This is a genomic window from Anoxynatronum buryatiense, assembly GCF_900182905.1.
Classification (GTDB): Bacteria; Bacillota; Clostridia; order Peptostreptococcales; family Tindalliaceae; genus Anoxynatronum; species Anoxynatronum buryatiense.
On sequence record NZ_FXUF01000017.1, the window covers coordinates 64,359 to 83,296 of the forward strand.

Annotated in this window: 17 protein-coding genes; 9 read left to right on the forward strand and 8 right to left on the reverse strand. The window is 47.7% G+C overall.

What is annotated here, in order from left to right; all coding sequences use genetic code 11:
* Positions 1-3: 3 nt before the first annotated feature.
* The 3 genes from QOL74_RS16195 (at position 4) to QOL74_RS16205 (ending at position 4,006) form a co-directional block, all read left to right on the forward strand.
* The gene (locus QOL74_RS16195) at positions 4-1,209 is read left to right on the forward strand and encodes a SufD family Fe-S cluster assembly protein (protein WP_283410549.1); all 1,206 of its coding nucleotides are present in this window, start codon (positions 4-6) and stop codon (positions 1,207-1,209) included.
* 196 nt (positions 1,210-1,405) lie between these two features.
* A complete protein-coding gene (locus QOL74_RS16200) occupies positions 1,406-1,966 on the forward strand; it encodes a TetR/AcrR family transcriptional regulator (RefSeq protein ID WP_283410550.1) in 561 nt (186 codons plus the stop codon).
* A gap of 84 nt (positions 1,967-2,050) precedes the next feature.
* The gene (locus QOL74_RS16205) at positions 2,051-4,006 is read left to right on the forward strand and encodes an FAD-dependent oxidoreductase (RefSeq protein WP_283410551.1); all 1,956 of its coding nucleotides are present in this window, start codon (positions 2,051-2,053) and stop codon (positions 4,004-4,006) included.
* A 177-nt stretch (positions 4,007-4,183) separates the two neighbouring features.
* On the opposite strand, the gene QOL74_RS16210 is transcribed toward QOL74_RS16205, so the two are convergent.
* The 8 genes from QOL74_RS16210 to QOL74_RS16245 all read right to left on the reverse strand — a co-directional run bounded on the left by QOL74_RS16210 (position 4,184) and on the right by QOL74_RS16245 (position 12,574).
* Positions 4,184-5,233 carry a GGDEF domain-containing protein gene (locus tag QOL74_RS16210; RefSeq protein WP_283410552.1) on the reverse strand — a complete coding sequence of 350 codons (1,050 nt, stop codon included), beginning with the start codon at positions 5,231-5,233 and terminating at the stop codon, positions 4,184-4,186.
* Positions 5,234-5,419: 186 nt separating this feature from the next.
* Entirely contained in the window at positions 5,420-5,995 is a 576-nt protein-coding gene (locus QOL74_RS16215; protein WP_283410553.1) for a HutD family protein, read from the reverse strand.
* A gap of 66 nt (positions 5,996-6,061) precedes the next feature.
* The gene (locus QOL74_RS16220; protein WP_283410554.1) at positions 6,062-6,625 is read right to left on the reverse strand and encodes a cyclodeaminase/cyclohydrolase family protein; all 564 of its coding nucleotides are present in this window, start codon (positions 6,623-6,625) and stop codon (positions 6,062-6,064) included.
* Positions 6,626-6,643: 18 nt separating this feature from the next.
* Positions 6,644-7,543 carry a glutamate formimidoyltransferase gene (gene ftcD / locus QOL74_RS16225; protein WP_283410555.1) on the reverse strand — a complete coding sequence of 300 codons (900 nt, stop codon included), beginning with the start codon at positions 7,541-7,543 and terminating at the stop codon, positions 6,644-6,646.
* A 16-nt stretch (positions 7,544-7,559) separates the two neighbouring features.
* A complete protein-coding gene (gene gltS, locus QOL74_RS16230; protein ID WP_283410556.1) occupies positions 7,560-8,798 on the reverse strand; it encodes a sodium/glutamate symporter in 1,239 nt (412 codons plus the stop codon).
* 422 nt (positions 8,799-9,220) lie between these two features.
* Positions 9,221-10,564 (reverse strand): sigma-54-dependent transcriptional regulator, encoded by a 1,344-nt coding sequence (locus tag QOL74_RS16235; RefSeq protein ID WP_283410557.1) that lies wholly within the window; start codon positions 10,562-10,564, stop codon positions 9,221-9,223.
* The gene (locus tag QOL74_RS16240; RefSeq protein ID WP_283410558.1) at positions 10,554-12,158 is read right to left on the reverse strand and encodes a transporter substrate-binding domain-containing protein; all 1,605 of its coding nucleotides are present in this window, start codon (positions 12,156-12,158) and stop codon (positions 10,554-10,556) included. Before QOL74_RS16240 ends, QOL74_RS16235 begins: the two co-directional genes overlap by 11 nt.
* Positions 12,155-12,574 carry a hypothetical protein gene (locus QOL74_RS16245; RefSeq protein WP_283410559.1) on the reverse strand — a complete coding sequence of 140 codons (420 nt, stop codon included), beginning with the start codon at positions 12,572-12,574 and terminating at the stop codon, positions 12,155-12,157. The genes QOL74_RS16240 and QOL74_RS16245 overlap by 4 nt, the downstream gene beginning before the upstream one ends.
* A 137-nt stretch (positions 12,575-12,711) precedes the next feature.
* Here QOL74_RS16245 and QOL74_RS16250 point away from each other — a divergent pair, with 137 nt between their 5' ends.
* From QOL74_RS16250 to QOL74_RS16275, 6 genes are all read left to right on the forward strand, one after another.
* Complete coding sequence (locus QOL74_RS16250; protein ID WP_283410560.1) at positions 12,712-14,268, forward strand: ABC-F family ATP-binding cassette domain-containing protein; 1,557 nt, start codon at positions 12,712-12,714, stop codon at positions 14,266-14,268.
* A gap of 93 nt (positions 14,269-14,361) precedes the next feature.
* The gene (locus QOL74_RS16255; RefSeq protein ID WP_283410561.1) at positions 14,362-15,951 is read left to right on the forward strand and encodes an ABC-F family ATP-binding cassette domain-containing protein; all 1,590 of its coding nucleotides are present in this window, start codon (positions 14,362-14,364) and stop codon (positions 15,949-15,951) included.
* A gap of 295 nt (positions 15,952-16,246) precedes the next feature.
* Positions 16,247-16,582 (forward strand): hypothetical protein, encoded by a 336-nt coding sequence (locus tag QOL74_RS16260; protein WP_283410562.1) that lies wholly within the window; start codon positions 16,247-16,249, stop codon positions 16,580-16,582.
* Positions 16,531-16,971: a tyrosine-type recombinase/integrase gene (locus tag QOL74_RS16265; RefSeq protein ID WP_283410563.1), complete on the forward strand. Its 441-nt coding sequence runs from the start codon at positions 16,531-16,533 to the stop codon at positions 16,969-16,971. Before QOL74_RS16260 ends, QOL74_RS16265 begins: the two co-directional genes overlap by 52 nt.
* A gap of 340 nt (positions 16,972-17,311) precedes the next feature.
* A complete protein-coding gene (locus QOL74_RS16270) occupies positions 17,312-17,908 on the forward strand; it encodes a class I SAM-dependent methyltransferase (RefSeq protein ID WP_283410564.1) in 597 nt (198 codons plus the stop codon).
* A gap of 325 nt (positions 17,909-18,233) precedes the next feature.
* Positions 18,234-18,881: a pentapeptide repeat-containing protein gene (locus QOL74_RS16275; RefSeq protein WP_283410565.1), complete on the forward strand. Its 648-nt coding sequence runs from the start codon at positions 18,234-18,236 to the stop codon at positions 18,879-18,881.
* Positions 18,882-18,938: the final 57 nt, after the last annotated feature.

The following is an 18,938-nucleotide window of genomic DNA, read 5'->3' on the forward strand; positions in this document are numbered from 1 at the left end:
TAAATGAACTCTTCAAACAACCCGGTGCATGGACACATGGACATGGGGAGGTTAGATCAGTACCGGGCGTCTCAGAGAGATGCTCAAACGGATAAAGTCGCTGAGACACACATTGGAAAGAGTGACACAGCGGCACTTGCGGGTGCGGGGGTATTTCTTGGAAGTGAAAAGCGTTCAGCCACCATGGTGGTGCGCGATCATCAGCCCATCTGCCTGCAAAATGATTCCAAGGGGTTTGAAATGCTGCCCATTGCCGCAGCCTTAAAACAATATGATTGGCTTAGAGAAAAGTACTTTTTCAAAGCGGTACCGGAAGATGATAATGAAGCGGTTGCAAGCTGCGCCAAACAGGAAAATCCGCTGGGATTTTTCATTCATGTTGAAAAAGGAGTAAAGGTCACACTGCCCTGCCAGGCGGCCATGTATATGGCAAGTGACAAACTGGCCCAAATGGTTCATAACGTGGTGATTCTGGAAGAAGAGGCAGAGCTGCAGCTGATCACCGGCTGCCTGACCCGGCATCACGTTCGTTCCGGGATGCATGTCGCGGTGGAAGAGCATTATATTGGCAGGAATGCCAGACTGGTGAGCACCATGGTGCATTCATGGGGGCCTGAAATCATGGTATATCCCCATACGGGCACCATTGTGGAAGAAGGGGGACGGTTCGAGAGCAACTACGTGTTGCTGCGTGCCGCCGGCCATGTTGTCAGCAATCCCCGCACATGGCTCAATGGAAGAGGCGCCTCTGCGAAATATGTGACAGTGGTGATTGCTGGGCCCGGATCAGTGGTCGATACGGGTGGCAGTGTCTATCTGAATGCAGAAAATACAAGCGCTGAGCTGGCTCACCGGGGTGTCAGCACCGGTGGCATCATGAACCAGGGAGGTATGCTGATTGGTGCCGCCCCGTGCAAAGCACACGTTGATTGTGCCGGCATGCTTCTTGATCCGGGAGAGCGGGGTTACATTGAATCAGTGCCGGGTTTACAGTCACTGCACCCAGATGCCCGCATGAGCCACGAAGCAAGCGTGGGAAAAATTGCCCCGGAGCAGGTGGAATACCTGATGTCCCGGGGGCTGGAAGAACGGGAAGCCATTTCATTGCTGATCAGGGGATTTTTGGGAGCAGAAATTGAAGGACTGGGAGAAACCCTGGATGAAAGAATTGCAGAAATCGCAGAAATTGCCGGACACGGCGAAGGGTAAAGGTACCACAGGACAACTTTTCAATCGACAGAAAGCAGCCTTGCCTCTTTGTAAATGAAGGGGTTGAGGCTGTTTTGATTTTCTGAAAGGTGCCGTGTTCCACATCAATGAAATCCTATATTGACAAACTTATAGCAAACTGATAGTCTATTCACAAAGCTATAGGGCGGACGACCGTCCGACAAGGGAGGCAACCGTGGAACTTAACCGGGAAAAAATAGTGCAGGCCGCTATCAATCAATTTAATACGCAGGGCATACAGGGGGCAAGCATTTCTGCCATTGCCGCCGAAGCCGGAATTTCAAAGGGAACGCTTTACTATTATTACCAGTCAAAGGACAGTCTTATTCATGATTGTTTCTCCATCGTTAAACAGAATGCGAAAGAAATCACTTTTCTTCACTTAGACATGTCACTGCCACCAGAACAGCTGATCAGGGAATTTGTGCATGCATCCTTTCGGTGGCCGTTAACGTATCCGGAACAGCTTCGCTTTATGGATAGTTACATTAGTCTGTATTTCTATGAAAAGAAAGCCTATTCACTTTTTCTGTTTGATATGCTCTGTGAAGAAAATGTGACACCTGCCATGCGAAATGCTTTAAGAGACGATCTCCCGTTGGAGCTCTTAAACTTTCTTGTTGGCAAAACACTTACCCATGTCTGTAAATATGCCATCGCATGCCCTGAGTTTATCAACAATGAAGCCTACATCAAGGCCTCTGCTGAAATGATTTGGAACATGATTAAAAAATAAAGCAAGACGGCAGCTTCTTTTTTTTACCTCTCGTCGGACGGACGTCCGACAGACAATAAAAAAACAAAAAAATGGAGGGATTTTATGAAACGTTTACAGTGGTTCAGTATTTTTTTAGTGTGCATGTTGCTCTTTTCTGTCACAGGCTGTACCCCGCAAAATGATGCAGCACCGCAGAACGAAACACCTGCAGCCACCACCGCCCCAGAAAGCAGTTTAACCCCCGGAGCCTATCAGGCTGTCGGGCATGGCAACAGTGGTCCGGTTCATGTGGAAGTTCTGATTGATGAAACCGGCATTGCTTCCGTGAATGTGGGTGAGCATAACGAAACCGCCGGGCTTGCTGATCCGGCCATTGAGCGCATTCCACTGGAAATCGTGGCCCATCAGTCTGTGGCGGTGGATGCTGTGAGCGGTGCAACCCTCACCAGCAAAGCCATTTGCGAGGCAGTGGCCGATGCCATTGTGCAGGCAGGCGGCAAGGTGGAGGATTATTCCACCATGGTTGAAAAAACAGCAGGTGACACAGAAGAATATCATACACAACTCGTTGTGGTTGGAGCGGGAGGAAGCGGCATGATGGCCGCAGTGGAAGCGGCACGTGCAGGTATTGAAGTCATCGTCATTGAAAAATCAGCCACGCCGGGGGGCATCAGTGCCTATGGAGCAGGCATCGGCGCTGTGGAAAGTTCCATGCAAAAAGAAGCAGGCCTAACCTTTACGACAAAAGAAGTGTATGATCACATGATGGAATATTCAAACGCCGTAGTCTATGCACCTCTTTTGCGAACCATACTGGAGCAATCTGCCGATACAGCCGAGTGGCTGGCAGAACAGTTTGGCTGGGATATCAACGTTGTGACACCCAACATTTGGGAAGGCGAGGTGTTTGACACCTATCATCTCGTATACCCTTACGGACTGGAGCGGTTTAACCCTCTGATAGCAGATTTCGAAAAGAACGGTGGCACGCTGCTGCTTGAAACGGAAGGCAAGTCAATGATCATGGAAAATGGTAAAGCAGCGGGTGTTATTGCTGAAAAGCCGAATGGCACAGAAGTGCATATTCATGCAGAGGCAGTGGTGCTGGCCACTGGTGGCGCCATTGCAAATGAAGCGATGGTCTTCGAAAGTACGGGTACAGCGGAGTACATTACCATGCAACCATCATTAAGCGACGGTGCAGGTCTGCGCATGGCCCAGGAAGCAGGCGCTGTTTTAGCCAATGAACTCTTTACTCAAGTTTCAGAAATTGGCATGACGCCTGGAATAGCTCCCGAACCCAGTTTTCACATTAATTTGTTGTCCAGTTCCGCCCTCTTATTTGTGAACTCCAACGGAGACCGGTATTTCAATGAGGGTTTGTTCCGAGAGCAACCCCTCAATCAGGGCGGTGCCGCCAGCGCTTCAATGGGTGCTTACTATGTGATCTTCGATCAGGAAACCCTCGAGACACTTGTGAGTAACGGTCTTAAAGGACTACTGCCGGAAGAAGAAGCCAAGCGACAGACATCCCAGCTTGAAAAGTTGAGCTTCTACGGCTCGACCTCTGGCGTTCCACCCATGTTTGCAGGTGCCAACGAACCCCTTGCCGACCTTGAGCGGGAAATGGCATTTGGCATGGAGAACGGGTACGTTTGGAAAGCAGACAGCATTGCCGAACTACAGCAGATGACAAGCCTTCATAATCTTGAAAAAACAGTTGACCGTTACAGTGAACTGGTGGTTGCTAAAGAAGACACAGATCTCTTCAAACGAGACGTGTACTTAGTTGAGATTGAAGAAGGCCCTTTCTACGCTGTTAAATTTATGCCGGGTGTTTTCAGCACACTGGGTGGTGTCAAGGTTAACGAAAAGCTGGAAGCAGTAGATGCGAAAAATGCGCCTGTTCCCGGGTTGTATGTAGCCGGAATCGATGGTGGCAGCATGTTCCATAAACCCTACTATGATATTTGCGGCACAACCATGATGTATGCATTTGGCAGCGGTAGAATTGCAGGCCGTGAAGCAGCCGCGTATATCTCGGAAACCCAAAACTAAACAACTAAAAATCAGTTAAATCAAGAAGGAGACAGCCGGGTCAAACAGCTGTCTCCTTTTATAAAGCCACTCAAAGCAAATTTATGTGAAAATCACTCAAAGTATACCTCTGTGAAAATCACCCAAAAGCATAATCCTTTAAAAGAGAGTGATTTTTAAATCAGCAGGATCATCATGCTAATCAGCCGGTATCTGCGACCTGCTGCTTTTATTCTGATAAAGCAGGTCATCCGCCAGCTTGATAATCTCATCGGCTGTTCCCGCTTCGCTGTCCGCCCGGCCAAAACTGACAGAAAGACCGACGGCAGGGTACTGGTCACAAATGGGCTGAAAAAGCTGGGCAACCCGTTCCTCCACCTGAACGGCGTCGGCATCGGCGGTGCCCATGAGCAGCAGAATAAACTCATCACCGCCATAACGAATGGCAATGTCGCTTTTACGGGAAGCCTGGCGCAGTACCTCCGCAAAGGCCTTTAAGACAACATCGCCCTCTGAATGGCCGAAGGTGTCATTGATTTTTTTAAAATGGTTCAGATCCATCATCAGCAGTGTAAAGGCTGAGTGTGGAGCGGCATTCTCGCCGGTAAGGGTTCCCAGCAAGTGATACAGGTAACGCCGGTTGTAGAGTCCTGTCAGCGTGTCGGTAATGGAGGCATCAAAAATACGCTGGTGCTCACTGGTGAAAGATCGGTTCATCACCATGATCACCACAAAAAAAGTGGCGGCGGCAATGAGATAGTTGATGGAGAGGTCCAGTGCCCGCAGCGACGGATCAGCATAAAGGGTGTACTGGAATGGCCGAAAAGGTTCGTAAAGCAAAAGAAAAATGGTGATAAGAGCGGTGCCCAGGGGAAAGAGGTACTCCCACCACTCGTTGGCAACGATGATGCTGACAAACAGAATGGTCATCCCGTAAAAAGACATGGCACTGTAAGAGCCGGGAGAGGTAAGCCAGGCAGCAGGCAGGTAAACAAAACATAGAAAGGTTAGAAAAAAAGGTTTGATGAAGCGGCGGAGACGGTTTTTACGATAGAGGCGGTACGCACTGTACATGATGATGGCTGCCACAAGCGGAAGCACCACATTTTCCCAGGGACGATGATTTAATAGGTTAATGATCACGGTTGCCGCAAACACCAGCACACTGATGCCCAGTACGGCAGCCACGATACTGTTTTTCATCTCCTCCAGCTGATTGTTATGTGTGTGGTGCCATCGAAACCCCATGGCTGCATCGCCTCCCGAATGAGTGTCCAGCTGTTAATTCATACCCCAGACCTAGGGAAGCATACCAAAAATATGAGAAACATTCAATAAAAAACAGGCATGAAAGAAAGCGCTGCTTCACCCCCGGGAGGATAGAAGCAGCGCTTTCGGGCGCTTTCGATTTTTCATCACAACAACCGTTTCTCACTACCCGGCGGCACACTTGGTGAGAATCACCGGTGCGCTGGCCCTGGCAACAGACACACTTTCTCCTGCCTCCGTTTCCAGCATATACAGGGAAAATCCACTGATCTCCCTTTGAACACCGGCCTTTTTCAGATGAATGACCATATCGTCAACTGAAAAGCAGGTGATCATGGCCGGCACATCAACCAGGTGTTCATCCCCCTCTTGCAGCACCTGTAACAACGCGGTGGTGCCATTTTTCACAATAAAGTTATAGTCAATGCAGTCGGGGGAGTTTTCTGAAGCCGTCGGCCAGGCGCCGTCAAAGTACGCCGGCTCATAGGCCGCCAGCTCCCGGGCAAACAATCTTTCGTGGGACAGTCGCAGGTTCCCTCTCAGGGGCAGCAGGTACCGCTGGTAACCGCTGAAATCCGAGAAAACAGACTGAGTGGTGGTGAAGGTGGCCGACGAAATGCGCCATAAAAAATCTCTTTCAGAAAAAAGGGCATTTTCAGGATGGATGGCCAGCTGGGTGGTTTCGCCCCCGGCCCACTGAGTGGTGATGAATGCGTCACGATGAACAATGGTTTCCTTCATGAGAAAGCACCTTCCCCTTCAGTCAAGTTGGCATTCCGGGAGACTGCTGTCGGTGGATCATCGCATTTAACTGATTTTTAATTCGGTAATAGCCGCGTTAAAAGCGTTGATTTTTTCCTGATCCTTTACCAGAGACAAATTCGCTTCAATGTTCATCACGCAGCCATTGGCGCCAATTTTAGCCAACTCGCAGCCGATGATCAGGTCAGAGTGGCAATTGGGGTTGGACTGATTCACCAGGGCAAGACCGATGTGATACACCCGGTGGCAAAGCGTGGCGTTTTCCATGGGGGCAGTGGCGCCAACGATTCCCGCATTGGCAATGGCCTGGGCCCGGGCTGCCTTCTCTTCATCGGTTTCCTTGGGCAGCTTATAAGCATCTCTGATAACACCGTAAGCGTTGGCATCGGTGACCACGCCGGCAAGCAGCTGCTCCCGCAGCTCTTCCAACTCAACAGCATATGCCAATTGAGCCTCTGGTGCAACCCCATAATCTTTTTTAGTGGACAGCTTGCAGACCATGCCAATAAGTCCGCAGGCGGTTGCGCCTGCCAAAGCAGAAGCACTGCCGCCTCCCACAGTCACGTCGTCGGTGTCCAAAATCAAATCCAACACATCAATATAGTTCATGATATACCTCCGTCTGATTTACTTTTCATCCAGCAGTCTTTTTTCCAATATCTGATCCATGTTGAAGTTCTCAATCTGCAAATAATACTCGGCGGCATCCAAAAGCGACTTCATGGGAATGGTACCGATGACTTCACTGCCAACGATATTGACGCCGTATCTTTTTGCTTCGATTCTCACCATCTCAAAAGCCTGATAGACGGATGACTTCTCAAAATTCACCAGGTTCATGGAAACCTGTGTCTGGTTGCGTTCCTCCAGCTTTAAACCGATGCCCTTCACAAAGCGCAGGCCGCCGCCAATGTGTCTGACTTTTTTGGCGATCTTATCGGCAATTTCCACATCGGGGGTATCCAGATTAATGTTGAAAGCCACCAGTGGTACTCGAGCGCCAACGGCAGTGCAACCGCTTTTGGCATTCATTTCCTGGGGGCCGAAATCAGGCTTCCAGGCTTCGTCACTGATTTTTTCAAAAAAACCTTCATATTGGCCCTTTCGAACCTGGGCCAGGTTGGTGCGCTCAGGCTTTGAAGCTGCATCTTCATAGAGGTAGACGGGAATTCCCCAGCTTCCCAATGCGGCACCCACTTCTTTGGCCACCTGAATGCACTCGTCAATGGTCACATTGGATACAGGTGTAAAAGGAATCACATCGGTGGCACCCATGCGGGGATGGGCCCCTTCGTGCTTGGTCATGTCAATCAGCTCAGCGGCTTTTTGGGCGGTATTAATGGCGGCTTCTTTCACCTGCTCAGGTGATCCGATCATTGTCAGCACCGTCCGATTATGGTCCTTGTCCGATGAGTAGTCCAGGATCGTGATGCCGGCCACTTTTCTTGCTTCATCAATGATTTGCTCCACCAGTGCCTGGTTTCTGCCTTCGCTAAAGTTGGGAATACATTCCATCAGTTTTTTCATGGTTCGTGGCTCCTCTCTAATTTAAGCTTTGAATAAAGGTTTTAATAAACCAGATGGTTTGGGGCTGGTAAATCACATCTACTAAAAATGCGCCGACGATGGGAACAATCATCATGGCTTTACGGCTCATGCCGTATTTTTCATTGACGGCTGTCATGTTCACAATGGCTGAGGGAGTGGCTCCCAGACCGTGGCCACATAAACCGGCGCACATCACGGCAGCATCGTAATTTTTGCCAAGGATTCTGAATACGACAAAGTACGCCAGCAGTGAAACCAATAACACCTGGGCCATGACAACAATGAAGACCCCGCCAATCAGGCCGGAGAGTTCCCAAAGTTTCAGCGTCATCAGTGCTAAAGAGAGATACAGGGTCAGCATCACATTGCCAATTTCATCAACCAGGGCAAAGTCAAATCGGTAGAAGTGAAGCTTTTCATTGAGGTTTCGGAGTATAACCGCCACAAACATGGCGCCAACATAGGAAGGAAAGCCCATGTTGATGATGTTGCTGATCCAGCCGGAAACAATGGTTCCCAGGGCCATGCTGATAAGGATGACAGACACATTCTTAATGACATCAAGGGAACTGAGTTTTTCAGCCAGACCCACGTTAATATCAGTGACAGAGGTATCGAACGCTGCATCTTCATCGGGTTTCAGATTGTGCTTTTCAATCAATCTTCTTCCCAGGGGGCCGCCCACAAGCACGGCAGAAATCAGACCAAAGGTGGCGGCAGCTGCTCCCACCAAGGGGGCCACTTCATAGCCCATTTCACCGAAAGTGGTTCCGTAGGAAAGAGCTGCACCGTGGCCGCCGATCATGGAAATGGCACTGGCCAGCAAAGCATAAGGGGTTTCCAGTCCAATGATTTTGGCAAGGGTAACGCCCAGGGTGTTTTGAAAGATGGAAACCACGCCGGCGATGAGCCAGTAGACAATCAGGAGTTTGCCGCCTTTTACAAGCAGTTTGTAGCTGGCGCCAAGGCCCACTGTGGTAAAGAAGGCCAGCATAAAGGTGTTTTGAAACATGTTGTCAAAGGTGAAGGCAAAAGAGCCTGTCAGGTGACCAACCCAGGTGACAAACATGAAGATGAAGCCGCCGATAACGGGTGCAGGGATACAATATTTGTCCAGCAGCTTCACTTTGTCTTTTGTATAATACCCTAAAAGTAATAAGATTGCGGCAAACGCCAACGTAACAGTGGAATTCACATTGATCATTGAAAGACCATCAATTAGTTCAAAGCTCATCGGTATCCTCCTTAGTAATATCATTGGTAACATCATTGCTAACATCGCCGGTAGCATCATTTTCTGTGGTCACCCATCCCGGCAATTTCCGGCAAATACGTTCTTTCTCTCTTTTTTCTTCTCCCTCCCTGTTCTCTTCCCCCTCCCGTATTCCTTCATTCCCTCTTTATGGCAGCCGCTTCTTAGGTGATCTACTGCATGATTCATGCCAAGGATCACCCCATCAAACAACGCCCCAATGGCAAGGCATGCGGGGCGCGGCGAAAAGATGGCAATGCGGTTCAGGCAGAAAACAACCCTGCAAAATTTGCACGGTGCAAAATCTGCAGGGTTGCTGAATGATGGTTTGATCGTCTGGGGAGGGTTGTGCTGCCGGTCACGCGTTGTTTGTATCGGTCGATGGCCGTGGGATCAGGGCTGTATTATAAGTGATACTCTTTTATCTTGTACCGCAGGGTTCTTTCGCTGATGCCCAGGCTGTCGGCAGTCCATTTTCTGTTGTGATCGTTGTTCTTCAGGGCAAAGGCAATCACTTTTCTCTCAATTTCTTTCATGCTCTCGCCTTCAAAAATCGTTAAATAGGGGTCTGACGCATGACTGGCCGTCTGGGTTTCTTTGGGCTGGCCGATATGCAGCACATGGGGTTCGATGAAATCCCCTGTGTTCAGCAGCACAGCTCGCTGCACAATATTCTCCAGCTCCCGCACATTGCCCTTAAAGGGGTTTTTTCGAAGCACTTCAAAGGCTTCATCAGAAAACCCCCGTACGTTTTTGTTGTAGGCAATGTTGTATTTGTCGATGAAATGGGTTGCCAGATGGGGCAAATCATCAATGCGTTCCCTTAAAGGGGGCGACACAATGTTGATCACGTTAATACGATAATAGAGGTCTTCCCTGAAGGTGCCCTTTTCCACTTCCCTGGTCAGGTCCCGGTTGGTGATGCCAATGATTCTCACATCAACCTGGTGTGTCTGGGCATAGCCAATGTGCCGCACCTCTTTATCCTGGAGAAACCGCAGCAGTTTAGACTGCAGGCGTAAATCCATTTCTCCGATTTCATCCAAAAGAAGAGTGCCTTTGTGGGCCCTTCTGATAATGCCCATTTCATCTCTCTGGGCGCCGGTAAAGGCCCCCTTACGGTAGCCGAAAAGCTCGCTTTCCAGCAGTTCTCCCGGCATGGCGGCACAGTTAATGGCCACGTAAGGGTAGGCAGAGCGATTACTGGACCGGTGAATCTGATGGGCGATGAGTTCTTTTCCCGTACCGCTCTCACCCGTGATGAGAATGGTGGCATCGGTATCTTTCACCTTGTCGATCATCTCGGTGATTTTCTGAATACAGGGGGAGCTGCCAATGAGTTCCTTTTTCAGGTGACCTTCAAGGTGGTCAATTTTCCTGAACATTTCCAGCTTTTCAGTGGCGGTGTTCAGCAGTAGCAGCAGCTGGTCATTGTTAATGGGCTTGGGAATGAAATAATAAGCCCCCGATTTAATGGCGTTAATGGAGTTTTCCAGGGTGGAATAGGCCGTCATCATGATAATGCAGGCCTTTGGCTGGTGATTGAGACACTGGTTCATGAGCTGCAGGCCGCTTTCGTCATTCAGCCTTAAATCCAGGAGCATGAGGAAAATGGCTTCTTTTTTGAAAATGGCAAGGGCATCTTTTGAGTTATCGCTGGTGTAAACCTCGAAGTGCTCCTCCAGCAAAAATGTGAGAGATCTGAGTATTTTAGGTTCGTCATCTACAATCAATAGTTTATGCTTCATCTTCATCACCCCTTTTAAGGCTCATGTGAATGCGCATTCCCTGGTGGGGACCGTCACTTTCGGCGGTGATCCGGCCGCCGTTGTCATCAATGATCTGTTTCACCACAAACATGCCCACCCCGTTGCCGAACTCCTTGGTGGTGTAAAAAGGCTCGAAAATATGGGGCAGGTTTTCCCGGCTCATGCCGCAGCCGTTATCCTGAAAAGTGAGTACGATTTCATGGCCCCTTTCCTGGGCCGTTATTTCAACGACAGCATCATCGGCGTTTCGCAGGGCCTCGTGACTGTTCAGCAGCAAGTTCAAGACAACCTGTTTAAACTGGGAGACATCAAAGGTTACGAACAGCTGCCTGTCCACCGACACCCGAATGCGCATGTGATCCATGTGAAATTTTGCCAGCTTGATGGCGCTCATCAACTCATCATATAAGTTGATGGTGGCAATAACAGGTTTTTTGGGAGAGGCATACTCCATAAATTCTTTCAGCAGGCGGTCAACCCGGTCAATTTCCTGGGGAATATCTTCAGAGGCGGCCAGCAGAAAGGCGCGGTTGTCGATTTTTTGGGGCATCTGATTGGTATATATTTTAATGGAGGTCAGCGGATTTCGAATTTCATGAGCGATGGACGAAATGATTTTGTTCATGAACTGCAGCTTATCATAATGCCGAAGCTCATGCATCAGGGCTTTCTGTTCTTCGGTTTTGACGGCGATCATCCGTTTCAACTTGTTGTTGGCGCTTTTAATCATGGTCACCAAGGCAACCAGTGCGCCGATAATGCCCAGGGTATATTTCCAAAGAACTTCGTAATTGGAGGTGGCATTTTTAATGGGTGCACCAAACCATTTTCGATATAATGAATCATACATGCCGTTGTTTTGAATCTCCAGAATACCATCATTCAGCTTCTTCAGCAGCTCCGGGTTGCTTCGATGAACGGCGATGGCGTATTTCTGTTCGTTCATCGACCTGCCGACAATCTTCACAAGGTCGATGGCATTTTTTTCTTTGGATAAATAGTTGACAGTGAGGGTATTGCCGATTAAGGCATCCACCTCCCCGTCCAATAAACCCTGAAGCGCTTCCCCCAGGGAATCATACTCAGCGATGATGACATTTTCAATTTCACTGATTTCCCGATAACTGATATCTTCTTTGTTCAGAGCGATGGTTTTTCCCTTCAAATCACTTTCATTTCGAACAGTGTTGTTTTGATCCAAGACAAAGATGGACTGAGAACTGGTGAGGAGTGATTCTGAAAACAAGAAAATGCTTTTCCGCTGTTCCGATTCCTTCATTCCCTGTATTAAATCAGCCTGGCCCTGATGCACCGACACATACGCATGCTCCCATTTCATGGGGATAAACTCAAACTCCATTCCGGTGACAAGGCTGATGGCTTTCAGCAAATCCACATTAAAGCCTTTGAAATTCCCGTCGGCATCCACATATTCGTAGGGGGGGAAATCCCTGTCTCCCGCCACCCGGTATACTTCAGCGGCGGCATAAACGGGGGTGGAAAAAAGGGCACAGAGCAAAAAAGACAAACTGAGCAAACAGAACAAGCGCAGCCAATAGATTCGCTTTTTCATAAGTACCACCATTTCATAAACATCACCATTCCATGAGCACCACCGTTAAAGGAAGATTTTTTAGTCGGTTCAGTCGGTTCAGTCGATTCGGCTGGTTCAGCTACTTCATTATACCCCAATACCAGGTGATCGCGGTATACTCTCAGAAAAGGTCTTTTCACCGGCAGTGGTGATAAAAAAGAAAGTACCTTTAACGAATGATGATTGTGTGCTATAATATACGCGACAATGGCAAGCGTTTCAAAGGAACCGCTGTGTAAATATTTACAAGACCAACAGGAAACTCGCAAGAGCCGGGCAGGAAGACCCATGAGGTTCTTTTGCTGCCGGCAAATGGGATTTGAATCGGGCACACGCTGCAGGATGCCGCGCTTCACCGGCACAGGCAGCGTGTTTTCGTGTGAGTAGATGATCATCCTCACATGTCGTCAGATGATAACCATAACAGGATCAAGACAGTCTGACAACAGTATAACCACAGTCTGACAACGGCATGACAACAGCACGAAACATGTCATCAACAGTGAACCAGGGAAAAAGGAGAACAGCAATCATGAGTTTGTTAACGGTTAAAAACCTGAGCCACGGCTTTGGCGACCGGGCCATCTTCGACGATGTGTCTTTCCGGCTGCTGAAGGGAGAGCACGTGGGCCTTATTGGTGCCAACGGCGAAGGCAAATCCACCTTCATGAACATCATCACCGGCAAGCTGGAGCCAGACGCCGGCACGGTGGAGTGGTCCAAACGGGTGCGGGTGGGCTACCTGGACCAGCACACCGTGCTGGAAAAAGGCATGACCATTCGGGACGTACTGAAAAGTGCTTTCAAATACCTCTTTGATATGGAAGCAGAAATGAACAGCCTTTACGAAAAAATGGGAGACGTGGATGAAAACCAGCTGAACGCCATGCTGGAAGAAGTGGGCGTGATACAGGACATGCTGGACCACAACGACTTCTACATCATCGACGCCAAGGTGGAAGAAGTGGCCCGGGGCCTGGGGCTGACAGATATCGGGCTGGACAAAGAAGTCAACGACCTCAGCGGCGGCCAGCGCAGCAAAATTCTGCTGGCAAAACTCCTGCTGGAAAAACCGGAAATCCTGTTGCTGGACGAACCCACCAACTACCTGGACGAAACCCACATCGAGTGGTTGCGCCGGTACTTCCAGGCCTACGAAAACGCCTTTATCCTCATCACCCACGACATGCCCTTTCTCGACAGCGTGGTGAATGTGATTTATCACATGGAAAACCAGAAGCTTGATCGCTACACCGGCACATACGAGAACTTTCTCCAGGTGTACGAAGTGAAAAAATCCCAGTTGGAATCCGCCTACAAGCGGCAGCAGCAGGAAATCGGCGAGCTGAAAGATTTCGTGGCTCGCAACAAAGCCCGGGTGGCCACCCGGAACATGGCCATGTCGCGGCAGAAAAAACTGGATAAAATGGATGTCATTGAACTGGCCAGGGAAAAACCCAAGCCAGAGTTCAATTTCAAAGTCGCCCGCACCTCCGGCAAGCTGATTTTTCAAACCCAGGAGCTGGTCATCGGCTACGATGAACCCCTTTCCCGTCCCCTGAACCTGAAAATGGAACGGGGCCAGAAAATCGCCCTGGTGGGAGCCAACGGCCTAGGCAAAACCACCCTGCTCCGCAGCCTGCTGGGAGAAATCACCCCCATTGAAGGCGTGGTGGAAGAAGGCGATTACCTGCACATCGGCTACTTTGAACAGGAGATTAAAGAAGAAAACCAGCGCACCTGCATCGAAGAAGTCTGGGAAGCCTTCCCCGCCCTGAACCAGGGAGAAGTGCGGGGCATCCTGGCCAAATGCGGCCTCACCACCAAGCACATTGAAAGCCAGGTGCGGGTGCTCAGCGGCGGCGAACAGGCAAAGGTGCGCCTGTGCAAGCTCATCAATAAAGAAACCAACCTGCTGGTGCTGGACGAACCCACCAACCATCTGGATGTGGACGCCAAAGAAGAGCTGAAAAGAGCCCTGAAAGCCTTCAAGGGAAGCATTCTTCTCATCAGCCACGAACCCGAGTTCTACCGGGAAGTGGTGACAGAAATCTGGAACTGCGAAGACTGGACCACCAAAATCGTGTAAACATATCAACACCAGCGTCAATATATCAACACCTATCAACACTTGTGTCAACATATCAATGCGCGAGGATCGAGAGAAGGGAACGAAGAAAACGTGATTAATGTAACCAACCTGGCCGTCAGCTTTGGCGGACAAAAATTATTTGAAGATGTCAACCTCCGGTTTACCCCGGGCAACTGCTACGGCGTCATCGGTGCCAACGGAGCCGGCAAAAGCACCTTTCTGAGAGTGCTGGCAGGAGACGTGGAAGCCAACAAAGGAGAAGTACACGTGGGCCCCAACCTGCGCATGTCAGTATTGAAGCAGGATCACTACCAGTATGACAGCGTGGAAGTCATGGAGACCGTCATCATGGGCAACGCCCGCCTTCATGAAATCATGAAAGAAAAAGACGCCCTCTATGCCAAAGAAGACTTCAGTGATGAAGACGGCATGAAAGCCGCCGATCTGGAGGCAGAATTTGGAGAACTTAACGGTTGGGAAGCCGAAGCAGAAGCTTCTTCCCTTCTTCAGGGGCTGGGCATCGGTACTGGCCTGCACGGCCACCGCATGGCTGACCTGAAAGGCGCCCAAAAAGTGAAAGTACTCCTGGCCCAGGCCCTTTTCGGCCACCCGGATATTCTGGTGCTGGACGAGCCCACCAACCATCTGGATATTCAGTCCATCCACTGGCTGGAAGAATTTCTCATGAACTTCGACGGCATCGTCATCTTCGTCTCCCATGACCGGTACTTTCTCAATAAAACCTGCACCCACATGGTGGATGTAGACTTTGGCAAAATTAAAATTTTCACCGGTAACTACGACTTCTGGTATGAGTCCAGCCAACTGGCCCTGCAAATGATGAAAGACCAGAACCGGAAAAAGGAAGAAAAAATCAAGCAGCTTCAGGAGTTCGTTGCCCGGTTCAGCGCCAACGCCTCCAAATCAAAACAGGCCACCTCCCGTAAAAAAGTGCTGGAAAAAATCACCCTGGACGACATCCAACCCTCCACCCGCCGCTACCCCTTCGTGGGCTTCAAACCCCATCGGGAAGTGGGCAACGACATCCTCATGGTGGAAGGCCTGAGCAAAACCATCAACGGCGAAAAAGTGCTGGATAACGTCAGCTTCATGGTGGGCAAGGGCGACAAAATCGCCTTTGTGGGAGAGAATGAACTGGTGAACTCCACCCTGATGAAAATCCTGGCAGGCGAAATGGAGCCAGACAGCGGCACTGTGAAATGGGGCATCACCATTACCACCGCTGCGCTTCCCAAAGACAACTCATCCTATTTCAATGACGTGAAGCTGAACCTCATCGACTGGCTGCGCCAGTTTTCCGAAGAAAAATCAGAAATCTACATTCGGGGATACCTGGGGAAAATGCTCTTCTCTGGTGAAGATGCGCTGAAACAGGTGGACGTGCTTTCCGGCGGTGAGCGAGTGCGCTGCATGCTTTCCCGCATGCTGCTCACCGATGCCAACGTGCTGCTACTGGATCAACCCACCAACCACCTTGACCTTGAATCCATCACCGCCCTGAACAACGGCCTGCGAGACTACAGCAGCAACGTGCTGTTCACCTCCCATGACCACCAGTTCATCCAGACCATCGCCAACCGCATCATCGAAATCACCCCCAACGGCGTACTGGACTACCGCAAAACCTACGACGAATATTTGGAAACAAAAACTGCATAAAGCAATAAGAGGCTCAAAAAGCCCACAGCGATCAACAAGCACCCCTTCGCATCTGCCTTATTCAGGCAGCGTGAAGGGGTGTTTTTGTGTGTGGCAAAACGGATGGGGTGAGAAGAACTTACAGAAAATCTCATAAGTTGGATAAAATTTTAGTAAAACACAGAATTTTACACCATATTTGCTGGATTTGCAGGTATAACTAAGGCATAATAAAGACAGTGGTCGTATGGGCAAGAGATATATACCCGCTTTTAAGAGAGCTGGCTCAGCATGAGACAGGAGGGGGGCGTCATACTTGATAACCGTTTTTCAAAAAAGTGCAGACGAACTATCAGTTTCCTTTCCTTACACACCTGAGAGGGTAAAGCACATCAAGAGAATCAGTGGAAGAAGATGGGATCCAAAAAGCAAGTGCTGGCTGGTGCCCAACACTTCGGGCAGTCAATCGCAGCTAAAGCATGAGTTTCAAGAAGAAGAAATTATTTGGGACTCCATGACACAGGAGAAAACAAAAGATGAAAAAGAACTTGCAGTTCAGCCAACCGATTCAAATAACGCATTGACGCATCAGGACTCAGAGTGGGTGAAGTGGTGCGGCTTAAAGTCGAAAACATTGACGCACAAAGAATGATGATTCATATTAAGCAAGGGAAGGGAAGAAATGATCGATATACGATCTTATCGGAGGTGGCATTAAAAGCGCTTAGAAAATATGCAGCAATGGAGAAGCCGACAGACTGGCTTTTTCCTGGAGGGAAAGAAAGCAGTTTTCTAACTGAAAGATCTGTGCAAAAAGTATTTAATAAAGCATGCCAGGAAGCGAAAATTAAAAAGAAGGCATCGGTCCATACGCTGAGACATTCTTTTGCAACGCACTTACTGGAAGGTGGAACAGATTTGCGGTACATACAGGAGTTGTTGGGACATAAGAGTTCTAAAACAACTGAAATATCCACGCATGTGAGCAATAAGAGCCTTAGAAAAATTCAGAGTCCGTTGGATAGGTTGTTGGAAGAATAAAGAAAAGGGACTCTGCATTGTTACAGAAAGAAGTCGATATTGCCGAACCAAGGTTCGCAAATACCTACTGAAATGGGAGGTAAAGCGAACTGAGTGGCGGGAATAAGACGTTATCTGCAATCCTTAACATAATATTGGCTGGTAGCTAAATTGTTTATGGATGATGAGGTTAGTACGAATTAGAAGAATTATGTATTGAAGTTAAAAGAGTATTAAACTAAAGTGCAGGGTAATTGTACATCAAGCCTACGAAAATAGAAGAGTAGCGTCTTCAATTTTTGATTTTTTGGAATCATGACCACTAAATGGTTTAAATTTTTTAGTAATAGGAGAGTAGTTTATGGAAAATAACGTTTTTGAACAGATGGCTAAAAGATATGATACAGAAGAAAGAATCAAATTAGCTAAAGTTATAGTTAAGGAAGTAAGACCAGAGTTAGGAAATAGTAAGTCGAAATCATTAATAGATTATGGGAGTGGTACTGGTTTAATTAGTTTGGATTTATCAGATTTAGTTAATTCTATTTTGTTGGTAGACTCATCAAATCATATGTTGGATGTTGCTAAATTTAAGATTTCTGACAAAGGAATTACAAACGCAAAAGTGCTTTATTCAGATTTTACCCAAGAAACCTCTGAACTTAAGGCAGATATAATTATAATGTCATTAGTTCTTCTCCACATTCCGGATACTAAAAAGATTTTACAAGAGTTATTCAACATTTTAAATAATGATGGCAAGTTAATTATTATTGATTTTGACAAAAACGATAAAATAAACCATCCGAAAGTGCATAATGGTTTTTCGCATGAAGAATTGAGAAGAAGGTTAACCGAAGTTGGTTTTAAATCGAATGAAATTAAGACGTTCTATCATGGAAATCGAATTTTTATGAATCAAGATGCCTCAATGTTTATTTCTATTAGTATAAAGTGATTACGAGTTAAGGTCATGTTAGGTTAGTCTAACAGAGGCGTTAGTCAATAGGTATTGTAGTTAGCTAGATACTGGTTTGTTGTTAAAGAGGGATCTTTAGTTGACGGACAGCAGATAACAATGTGTTTGCATAAAGGTGCGTGAAGCACGCTTTTAGGAAAGGTCAGCGCACCACATCCCCTCACCGGGAACAAAGTTCCACCAGGACGTCCTATCTTTAGGGTCCGGTTCAGGGACGTCGCAAACACGGAAACGTTAGACAACATATTCGACAACGCTCTACAGAAATCTTCGCCATCCATGGCTCAGAAGAAAGGAGAAAAATATGGCAAGCGCAGAACATATCGAAATATTGCAAAGTGGTGTTAAAAACTGGAATTCATGGCGTGAAAAGAATCCAGGATTAAAGCCAAGCCTTAGAGACGTTAATTTTACAGATAAATTCCCAAATCACAATGAAATATATAATCTTCCAAATATTGAAGATTGTGACTTCTCAAATACTGATCTTCATGGAGTATCTCTACGTAACGGATTCTATACAAGATGTAATTTTGATGGATCAAGTATTAATTTTGCAGATTTAGTTGATGCATATTTTGACTCTTGTACATTTAATGATGTGACAATGCGAGTAACAAAAATTGGATCTGCATCATTTCATAATTGTACATTTATCGATTCTGATTTATCATATTGTTCTGCACAAGATACTTCTTTTTCAGGATCAAAATTTCAGAATTCTAAACTTGAGCATATTAGCTTTATAAACAATGATTTCTCAGATTCTAAAATTCAAGATTGCTTTGTATACGGGATTTCAACTTGGGATTTAAGTCTCGAAAATTCTGAACAGAAAGATTTAATTATCACATGTGAAGATCAACCTCGGATAACAGTTGATAATATTGAATTGGCACAATTCCTTTATTTAATAATTAACTCAACTTTCCCACCAACTTTTGACGGATAACCTGTCTGTAAGTGGCTGAAAGTTATGTACTTGCAAGTAACCGACCCCTTAGTGTAT

Bases quoted from the DNA above. Each gene is read 5' to 3' on its own strand.
- QOL74_RS16195 (WP_283410549.1), top strand. From the start codon at position 4: ATGAACTCTTCAAACAACCCGGTGCATGGACACATGGACATGGGGAGG.
- QOL74_RS16205 (WP_283410551.1), top strand. From the start codon at position 2,051: ATGAAACGTTTACAGTGGTTCAGTATTTTTTTAGTGTGCATGTTGCTC.
- QOL74_RS16210 (WP_283410552.1), bottom strand. From the start codon at position 5,233: ATGGGGTTTCGATGGCACCACACACATAACAATCAGCTGGAGGAGATG.
- QOL74_RS16215 (WP_283410553.1), bottom strand. From the start codon at position 5,995: ATGAAGGAAACCATTGTTCATCGTGACGCATTCATCACCACTCAGTGG.
- QOL74_RS16220 (WP_283410554.1), bottom strand. From the start codon at position 6,625: ATGAACTATATTGATGTGTTGGATTTGATTTTGGACACCGACGACGTG.
- ftcD (WP_283410555.1), bottom strand. From the start codon at position 7,543: ATGAAAAAACTGATGGAATGTATTCCCAACTTTAGCGAAGGCAGAAAC.
- gltS (WP_283410556.1), bottom strand. From the start codon at position 8,798: ATGAGCTTTGAACTAATTGATGGTCTTTCAATGATCAATGTGAATTCC.
- QOL74_RS16235 (WP_283410557.1), bottom strand. From the start codon at position 10,564: ATGAAGCATAAACTATTGATTGTAGATGACGAACCTAAAATACTCAGA.
- QOL74_RS16240 (WP_283410558.1), bottom strand. From the start codon at position 12,158: ATGAAAAAGCGAATCTATTGGCTGCGCTTGTTCTGTTTGCTCAGTTTG.
- QOL74_RS16245 (WP_283410559.1), bottom strand. From the start codon at position 12,574: ATGATCATCTACTCACACGAAAACACGCTGCCTGTGCCGGTGAAGCGC.
- QOL74_RS16250 (WP_283410560.1), top strand. From the start codon at position 12,712: ATGAGTTTGTTAACGGTTAAAAACCTGAGCCACGGCTTTGGCGACCGG.
- QOL74_RS16270 (WP_283410564.1), top strand. From the start codon at position 17,312: ATGGAAAATAACGTTTTTGAACAGATGGCTAAAAGATATGATACAGAA.
- QOL74_RS16275 (WP_283410565.1), top strand. From the start codon at position 18,234: ATGGCAAGCGCAGAACATATCGAAATATTGCAAAGTGGTGTTAAAAAC.